At 65.1% G+C, this 8,086-nt stretch carries 5 protein-coding genes and 1 pseudogene; 2 read left to right on the forward strand and 4 right to left on the reverse strand.

What is annotated here, in order from left to right:
• Positions 1-2: 2 nt before the first annotated feature.
• Positions 3-1,385 (reverse strand): IS1380 family transposase, encoded by a 1,383-nt coding sequence (locus tag E1258_RS27175; RefSeq protein WP_132406127.1) that lies wholly within the window; start codon positions 1,383-1,385, stop codon positions 3-5.
• 337 nt (positions 1,386-1,722) lie between these two features.
• Between E1258_RS27175 and E1258_RS35205 the strand changes: the two genes are divergently transcribed.
• Together E1258_RS35205 and E1258_RS35210 are read left to right on the forward strand one after the other, a co-directional pair.
• Complete coding sequence (locus E1258_RS35205) at positions 1,723-1,992, forward strand: helix-turn-helix transcriptional regulator (protein WP_243715721.1); 270 nt, start codon at positions 1,723-1,725, stop codon at positions 1,990-1,992.
• 186 nt (positions 1,993-2,178) lie between these two features.
• Positions 2,179-2,703 carry a hypothetical protein gene (locus E1258_RS35210; RefSeq protein WP_243715720.1) on the forward strand — a complete coding sequence of 175 codons (525 nt, stop codon included), beginning with the start codon at positions 2,179-2,181 and terminating at the stop codon, positions 2,701-2,703.
• A gap of 173 nt (positions 2,704-2,876) precedes the next feature.
• On the opposite strand, the gene E1258_RS27185 is transcribed toward E1258_RS35210, so the two are convergent.
• From E1258_RS27185 to E1258_RS27195, 3 genes and pseudogenes are all read right to left on the reverse strand, one after another.
• Positions 2,877-4,007, reverse strand: coding sequence for a TIGR02391 family protein (locus tag E1258_RS27185; RefSeq protein WP_165949915.1), 1,131 nt, complete (start codon positions 4,005-4,007; stop codon positions 2,877-2,879).
• 269 nt (positions 4,008-4,276) lie between these two features.
• Positions 4,277-7,576, reverse strand: a complete 3,300-nt coding sequence (locus E1258_RS27190) for a hypothetical protein (protein WP_132406131.1) — start codon at positions 7,574-7,576, stop codon at positions 4,277-4,279.
• A gap of 238 nt (positions 7,577-7,814) precedes the next feature.
• A pseudogene (locus E1258_RS27195) lies at positions 7,815-8,086 on the reverse strand (IS256 family transposase); the annotation flags it as partial.

Genomic DNA, 8,086 nt, shown 5'->3' on the forward strand with positions numbered 1-8,086 from the left:
GGTCAGCCGGGGGCGGGGATGGCCGCGATCCGGTGGAACGCGGTGGTGATCTGTTCGGCCCACGGCCAGGTGGCGGGGATGCGTAGCCGGCGGCGGCGTTGGCCGTGGACGAGGCGGGCGGCGGTGTGCAGGATCCGGTAGCGCAGCCGTTTGGGTTCGGCTTTCGCTAGATCGCCGTCGAGGCCGATGATCTGTAGCCAGGCGATCAGGTCGACCGCGATCGCGGCGGCGGTGCACCAGGCGGCGTTGATGGCGAACTCGCGGGACGGCAGCCGACCGAGTCCGGTGTCTTTGGCGCAGCTGATCCGGTCCTCGACGCGGGCGTGGGCCCGGTGGCGGGCCTCCAGCCACTGCAAGGCACCTACCTGGGTGTTTGTGACGAACGCGGTGTAACGCCATCCGTCACGTTCCTCGAACAGCGTCAGTTGGGCGCCGGGGTGGGGCCGTTCGCGCCGGATGATGACCCGCATCCCGGCCGGCCAGCCGGGCAGGTGCAACAGGCCGGTCAGTTCGGCGACGGCGGCGCCGTCGCGCACGCCACCGTCGGCGTCGGTCGCCGGGGTCCACGCCGAGGCGGGCAGGCTGGTGATGGCGGCGCGTTCGGTCTCGCCGATCGACCAGCCGAGGGAGTACTCCATCCGCCGGCCGCGCCTGCTGTCCTGCTCGTGGAGCCAGTCCAGCACCGCGTGCGTGGAGGCGGCCGAGTCGCCGCGGATGAGCAGCTGCCGCCGGTGTTTCGCCGGGACCTGCGCGACCGCTTGGGCGAGTACGTCGAGGTGGTCGGCGGCGGTGTTGGCCCAGGCGTTACCCGGCCGCAGCTTCACCGCGAGCAACTCGGCGGTGTTGTCGCAGGTCACCAGGATCGGATGAAACCCAAAGTTGTGCTTGTAGGTGGCCGCGGCGCCTTCCTTGTCGCTGTGCGCGATCACGATTGTGGAATCCACGTCGAGGACCACCACACCGGTGCCGATGTCCCGACCCGCCGCCCGCGCCGCCGGTGGACCACCGAACAACTGCCACATCCTGGCCCGCACCCTCGCCCGCGCCTGGGCGATACGCCGCAACTGCGCCACGCCGATCTCATCCAAGGTCCGCCACACCGTGGTGTCCGAGGCCACCGACCCGAACACCTCCCGCTGGTGACGCAGCACGTCGATATCCGCGATCGCCTCACCGCCGTCGGCGATCATCACCGCGAGGTCGACCAGCACCCGACCCCGATCATGCACCGGCCACCGGCCGGCCCGAGCCAGCCCTGCCGACAACCCCTGCGTCAACCCGGCCCGATCCGCCAGCAACCGCAGCAACGCCGCACCGACGTGCGACACCACACACGAACCACCCGCGGTAACCCGCAGATCCCGCGACCACGCCGTAAGCTGCACCTCGGAAGTGCCTCCCTCGAAGAGAAACCTGCAGATGTCGCAATCACAAGTTTCCCTTGCAGGGCAGGCACTTCCGCTCATCTACACGCCGACGGGCAGCGCATCTTGGCGATCACAGTGAATCACCCAGGCTAGGCAAAGCGACCAACGCCGGCCTCGGGTTTTTGATCATCCAGGGATGCGCCCAGGATCCTGAAGTCATCAAATTGTCGGGTGTCGCGCGGGACCTCCTCGCGACTGGACCCGGTCTACCGTCAACTGGGGCCGGCCCTCGCCAGGCGTGCCGGCTTCCGGATCGGCGGCACCGATGACGAATGTGCGGGTCACGCAGCCGGTCATGGACGGCCGGAGTCCGTCGGGTCTGCGCTTTCCGGGGTTGATCAGTCAGCAGCAGGTGGCCGAGGTGCGTAGGGACCTCGGTCGGCGGTTGGCCGCGTGGCGTGCCGAGCGGGGGCTGACGCAGCTGCAGCTGGCCAGGAGCATCTGTTACTCCCGCAGTTCGGTCGCCAACGCTGAGATCGGGCGGGACGCCAGCGTTCGTCGGTTCTGGCAGGACGCTGACCGGGCGGTTGACGCACGAGGTGCGTTGTTGGCCGCGTTCGATTAGATGGCCGCACTGGTACGGGACTTCCACGCCCAGCAGGCGCAGGCGCGGGATGAGGAACGCCAGCGACGCGCTGGCCGAACCGCCACCCGGGCCACTCACGCGACGACGGGCGACTGCGGGTGTGGGACGGTGGTCGTCGGCCGGTGGACCGGACAGGAGACCCGCGCGCTCCGCGAGGCCCTCCGGATGACCATCGACGACTTCGCCCGCCACCTCGGGGCGGCACCCGAGACGGTTTCCGGCTGGGAACACCACCACACGTCCACACCGCCACCGACGATAGCCACACAAGCGGCTCTGGACGAAACGCTCACGCTCGCCGACAGCAACACCAAAGCCCGGTTCCTGCTGATCCTCGACACCCCGGAACACCACACGCAAGCCTGCCGGACAAGCGGTGAAGGCTGCACGGCACGACCGCTGCGCCGCGTGATACGGCAAGGCTTCCCCACCGCGCCCGCTCGGCGGCAGATGGGGGCGTCCGCGGCCTCCAATCGCGAACGTAACTGCTGTGGCGTCGGCAACCGCGCGGCGAACCACACTTTCGTACTGGGATCGAGGGAAGACGACGGGTCCGAACGCCGCGTAGCTGCGCTGCGTGCGGAAGGGCCGGGCGAAACCGCGTCATGCGACAAGACCATCTTGTTCGGGCGTCGCCAGCCCGCCCCTGACGAAGGTTCTGAAATTGGGAACTCACCTCGTAAGACATAAGGTAGGGGCGGAGCACAGGCCGAAGTTCTGGACCCGGAAGGCTATCCGTTCAACATTTCGAGGGCGCTCGTCACGACTGCTCCTTTGTGAGCCAGTCCTTCGCCTTTTGCGAAATCGTGTCTGGACACTCTTCTTGGACGAACTCTAAGAACTGCTGCAAACCTGCCGACTGGTCATTGCCGTACGAGTCCTTTGTCGGCAGATCCAGCAAAGCGGTCGAGGTCAGCCTCAGTGAGCTCGTCGACCACGAGCTCAAGCCGCATAAGCACGATGTTGCTGTGATCGTAGCTCCGGGTGAAGTCAGCCTCCTCCAGCCACTTGGTCTTGAGCACCTTACGCACCGCCGAGGACTGAAGTTTGGCAGGGAGCGTCAGGTTTCGCAGCCACTTGCCATCCTCGAAGTCACGGTAAAAGGAGCTTGCGGTTCGGTAACTCTGTCGCTTGGCGAGAACCAGGTCTTCTAGCTCCTTGATCGTGTCTTCGCTGACGTATCGTGTGATTAGGTCATAGGCGAGGCTCGCCAGCGAGATGTAGTGCACGGCAAGGTTGGGTTCGAGAGGTGTTGCCGGCGTGTGGGCCTTCTCGTTTCTGAGATGCTGGACACCCAAGTGTAGATAGCCGATACCTCGGAAGAAGTCTGCTTCCGCGTCGTTGGCAGATGTCGCCTTACCGAACAGGGCTTCGTAGTGTGCGGTATTCTGGGCGCTGTTGTTGAAGGCGTCCGAAGCCTTCTCCTTGCCCGTGATCTCGCGGAGCTTCCCGGGCACCAGCTTGTAGGACTCCTCGACTGCATGGAAGTAGTCCCCGGTCGCCAGGTACTGCCCGATGTGGTTGTAGATGTCCCCGTGGATCTCAATCTGAATCTTGTTCTTTAACACCGTCGCTTCGGTAGTGAAGATGGCGGGCGTGGGGTCAGCTACGTCGCCGTCCGACGTTGTCTGCCCCATACCAGTAGACGGCGCACCATCGAGCTCCGCAGCGATCCTTCGGATCTTGGCGATCTGGTCCTCCGTGATCTTCTCGCGAAGACCCGAAGAGCCCGGAGCGGCCTGCTTGGCTTCGATGTAGTCCGCGAGGGTGCCGAGCGTTGATGCGACCTGGAAATCTGAGCCGATCTTCCACAGCGTCCTCAACTTGTTCGCCTTCGACACTCCGTACTCAGCGTACTTATCCTCGTAAATGTCGATGGCGAGGTCATCGAATAGCTGCGCAAATGATGTGTTTGTGAGGTCTAGGACATAGCCACCACTCATGCCCAGCACAGCCTCTAGAAAGGTCTTGTCTGGCAACGACAGCTTGCTCACGACTCGCTGCTCCTCAACTCGGCGTATCGTTCCGCAGCGAGCCAGCATGATGACGCCTGCCCGCCGGCACGACCGAGCACAGGATTATCGCCAAGATCGGGCGTGCTGTCATCGGCACGGTCTCACATCCGACACCACAACCCTTGGTCACGCACCATAGCGAGCGGTTTGCGGCTAGTGCCGTGACCGCGACCGTTGACGGTGTTGGGGTCAGGCAGCGCCTGCGGTGAAGCTGGACCGCTGAGTACAAGGCGATGGGGGGAACGAACTCATCGCCTACCGTCGGCGGCATCCTCGATTTGATCGACGGTCGTTGGCGGCTGATCACCACCAGCGGTGGCTTCGGTCAGGGATCCGAAATTGCTATGGCCTCGGGCGACGAGGCGACTCACGGTCTGTTCGGCGTTCCGACGGGTTTCGGGGTCGGCAGCTTGCAAGCCGTTGCGCAGCACGGCGGAGATGGAGGTTCGAGCGCTGCTGATGAACCAGGGTCGGTCGGGTGCATCCACCAGTCCCGCAATGGCGGTTACCGACTCGGTCAGTTCGTCGGCACCAAGCGTTGTGAGACGTTCGGCGATGTCATCGCATGAGGCGAGCGTTGTTCCGGCGGCGAGGGCTTGGTTGAGCTGATCGAGCGCCCAGGCGTCGGGCAGCTTCCCGGAGCTGAACCAGACTCCGAAGCCGGCAAGCTCTGCTGCGTCACCGCCGGCTTGAGTGGCCGCATCTCGGCGCTCCTCCCATAGAACCTTCAACCGGTTGGTCTGGTCTTGGTCGAGCTGGTCCACGCTGTGCAGTTGCCAGCCGATGTGTTCGATGAGGCGTGCGCGTAGGCGCAGCGGCGCGTGGTTGAAGAAGTCCGCGAGCCAGCCTGTGTGTGGCGGGATCGCGCCGTCCCGGTAAAGCAGGCCGAGGTGCTCCAACAGGCGATCCTCGGGCTGCTCGTGCGGCGCGCCTTCGATGGGAGGGGCCGTCTCCGGGGCATGGCTAAGGGACATGGTGTGCCACTGATAAAACGGATGCAGGAGCGTTGCCGTCTCTACGGTCAGCCGTCCGTACATCAGGTAGGCATTCCAAGCAGCCGACGCGATGCCCGGCTTAGTGATGTGGGGGAAGATCTCGTCGAGGTGCTGACGTGTCCACTGTTCGTCCAGTGCACTCAAGACGTGGATCTTGTAGCCGTAGAGGCTGCGGATCGGTGAGTTTGGCCTTCGTGCCGGGTTGAGGTGCTTTTCGAGCAGCTGGCGGACGGCGGTGTCGAGCACGGGCGCTGCAGGGCTATGTAGGCGGATGGCGTATTGGAGCAGCGCGATCCAGGCGTTGCCGCCGATGCTGTTGATCGCTGTCTCGAAGGGCGGGCCGTCATCGTCGGTCGAGTCGTCGGCGTCGAGAAGTTGGCTGATTACCACGAGGGCCTGTTCGAGGTTGGCCTGCGGGATGTCGCTGCGCAGGCCGGCGGTCAGCAGTTCGGCCAGTTCTTGCCAAGCCCAGTTCCAGCCTGGGTCCTCCTCGCCGTCGCCCTGAGTAGGACGTTCTGGTAGCTGGGCTGGCTGGGCCAGGGACGCGGCGGCGAAGTCGAGTACGGGTTGCCAGTCGGCAACCGAGGCGGCGACCGAACCCTGCTGGTCATCGGTGCACTCGATCGCCTGACGGAGTCCTTCTAGCAGACCGCGGGCGTAGGTGGGGTTAAGGTCTAGGAACCGGGGAGCGAGCGCCGCGAAGCGGCGCGGGCTCTTCGCAGCAGCGACTTGGATTCGTTGGCGTAGGTCGTCCCTATCGGGATCGTCCCAGCGCCCGGTCGGCGTCCATCCCGTCAGGGAAGAGATGAGGTCGTCGTCGGTCATCTCATCCAGCGCTGGTAGCGGCAGATCTACCCGATCTGCACTGCCACGGTCCTTGAACTCGATTACGTGGTTGGTGATGTCGGGGTCGCCGAGTTCCCGGACCAGCGCCTCCTTTTCGGCACGGTATGCCCCGGGGAGCGCGTCGCCGAACCGCGCGAGCTGTCGGTGCTTCCATCGTTTGATCGCCGCCGGGTCGTCGGTGTGTATAGGCCCTTGGTCGATCAGTGCCAGCACGCGATTGCGGTCGTCGGGTTCAAGACTGCCGAAGTGGGTGGCCAACAGATGTCCGTACTCGACAAAGCAGTCCCGGTTGTGAAACAGGGCCGGCCCTGTCAGCCACGCGCTGACCAGCTCCGGTTCTGGGCTCAGGAGCAGGATGTGCAGTGCAAGGCGACGGAAGATGCCGCCTGGGTGCGCGTCGAGCACGCACACAACCTGCTCTGGGCCGATTTCGGTGGCGACGGCGATTGCAGCGTCGCGCAGCATGGTGACCAGTTCGTCGCGCGCTCTGAAGATTCTGCCGGACGTGATGTCAGGCCACCAGATGCGGGAGTAGCTCAGTTCATCACGCCCGCCGTCTTCTCTTTGCGCGAGACGGGCCGCAATGACAGCCAGCCCAGGCACACCTAGCTGCGGGAAGAGCTGAATGACGAGTTCGGACGGAATGAAACCACCTCCCGCGCCCCGCCGGGTCGGCGAAGGTAGCAGCTCAGCCAGGATGGTGGCGGCTTCATCAAGCCGGCCTTCGGCGGCAAGCCTGGGGAGCAGCTCGGTTGCCTTGGACGGCAGGGCCCACTGGGCAGGCGACCGGAGCAGCTGAGCGATCTTCCCGGCCAACGGGCGCGCGAGTGCGATAGGCGCCGCGAGGGCAACATCAGCGACGGTCTCGGCGGCTTGGGGGTTGTCGGTCTCCAACTGGAGAACCACGTCGATGACATCGGGCACGAGCTTCGGCTCCTGCATCATTCTGATGAGGTAGCGCCCTGGCGGCCACGGCTTGTAGGTCAGCAGGCCGTCTTCGGAAGGCTGCAACGGCGGCGGCGACCGGAAGTAGTTCCTTTTCAACAGGTGCGGGAACCATGCAGCCGATGCGTGCTCGAAGAAGCGGTTCAAGGCCGGCGCGCTGTTAGGAACCCTATTCAGGAGGTGTGAGACCTTCTCCTTGGTGATCGAAGCGGCGGTCGCGAGTTCGTCGATCATGGGCAGGGCGCGGGTGAACGACCCTTCGTACGCACGCAGTACCACCTTGAGGACGGTGCCAAGCCTGTCCCAACGTTCGATGAACGCCGCGTCAGCCGGGCGGTTGGCGAGCAGGGCGCCACGGTGGGCGGCGTTATGCCACGCCCCCGACTTCTTCCAGACGGAACGGATCTCGTCGGTGCTGTCGAACCCGAGCGCCGAGCAGATCTCGTCAATCACCAGCGCGCGGTCCGGGTCTCGTCGATCCTCCGGCTTCTCGGCCTCCAGACGGTCTTGCACCTCTACGGGGACGAGCGAGTAGAGCAGTTCGCGAAGCGCCGAGTCGATCTCGCGAGCCATGTGCGCCAGGATGAGCGAGCGGGTCTGTAGCGGCGGGTTCCCGCGAAGGATGCGAATGGCATCGGCATACTGGTCGGCTGGAGCATCGCCCATCACCCCCAGAAGCCGGTGGATCTCGCGTTCATGCGGCTGGAAGGGCACGGGCTCGAACGGTGCCGGTTGGACACCACCGAACTCAGGGTTCGGCACAGGTCGCCTCCTCAACTACCTCGGCGCAAAGGTCGGGTAAACCCCGACATCGAACTCTGGCACCTGCCTGGGGGAGCGGGGCTCGCCGGGCTGCTGCCAGGGATAATTCTGCGACCTTGACTCGTCCGGGAACTTCCCGGCAGGAGGCAGGTACGCCAGCGGCACCGCGGTTGGCGTGTAGGTCATCCGGCGGCGGGCGTGAGAGCAATAGTCAAGACTTGTGGATGAGAAATCTTGATCAGGCGGCTGCGGTGTCGGAGGTGATGGGTTCGGTCGTGACCCGTTCGACGAGGCGGCCGCGTTCGAAGCGGGCGCCGGCGCGGACGAGGGCGACCAGGTGCGGTGCGTTGACCGCCCGCCACCGCTGCTGGCAGCCTCGATCAGCTTGAACGCCATCGCGAGGCCGGCGGCCTTGGAGCCGGGGCCTTTGGTGACCTTGGTGCGGTGCCGGACGGTGGCGAAGGTCGACTCGATCGGGTTGGTGGTGCGTAGGTGCACCCAGTGCTCGGC

This window comes from Micromonospora sp. KC207 (assembly GCF_004348615.1).
Classification (GTDB): domain Bacteria; phylum Actinomycetota; class Actinomycetes; order Mycobacteriales; family Micromonosporaceae; genus Micromonospora.